This is a genomic window from Marinobacter iranensis (genome assembly GCF_029207565.1).
GTDB lineage: Bacteria > Pseudomonadota > Gammaproteobacteria > Pseudomonadales > Oleiphilaceae > Marinobacter > Marinobacter iranensis.
Window position 1 is genome coordinate 1 of the sequence record NZ_JANCMW010000281.1, and the last position, 258, is coordinate 258.

At 69.0% G+C, this 258-nt stretch carries 1 protein-coding gene; it reads left to right on the forward strand.

What is annotated here, in order from left to right; all coding sequences use genetic code 11:
- The coding region (locus NLU14_RS22375) for a glycoside hydrolase family 3 N-terminal domain-containing protein (protein ID WP_275710754.1) at positions 1-258 on the forward strand (258 nt) is incomplete at both ends.

Sequence of the window (258 nt, forward strand, 5' to 3'; positions counted from 1 at the left end):
GCGGCGAGGCGCGCGCCAAGCGCTTCAACGTCATGCTCGCGGGCGGCATCAACCTGACGCGCGATCCCTGGGGCGGCCGCAACTTCGAATATCTCGGCGAGGACCCGCTGCTCGCCGGCGTGATCGCCGGGGAGTCGATCCGGGGCATCCAGTCGAACCACATCGTCTCGACGATCAAGCATTTCGCGCTGAACGCGCAGGAGACCGGCCGCTTCGTGATGGACGCGCGGATCGGCGAGGCGGCGTTGCGGGAGAGCG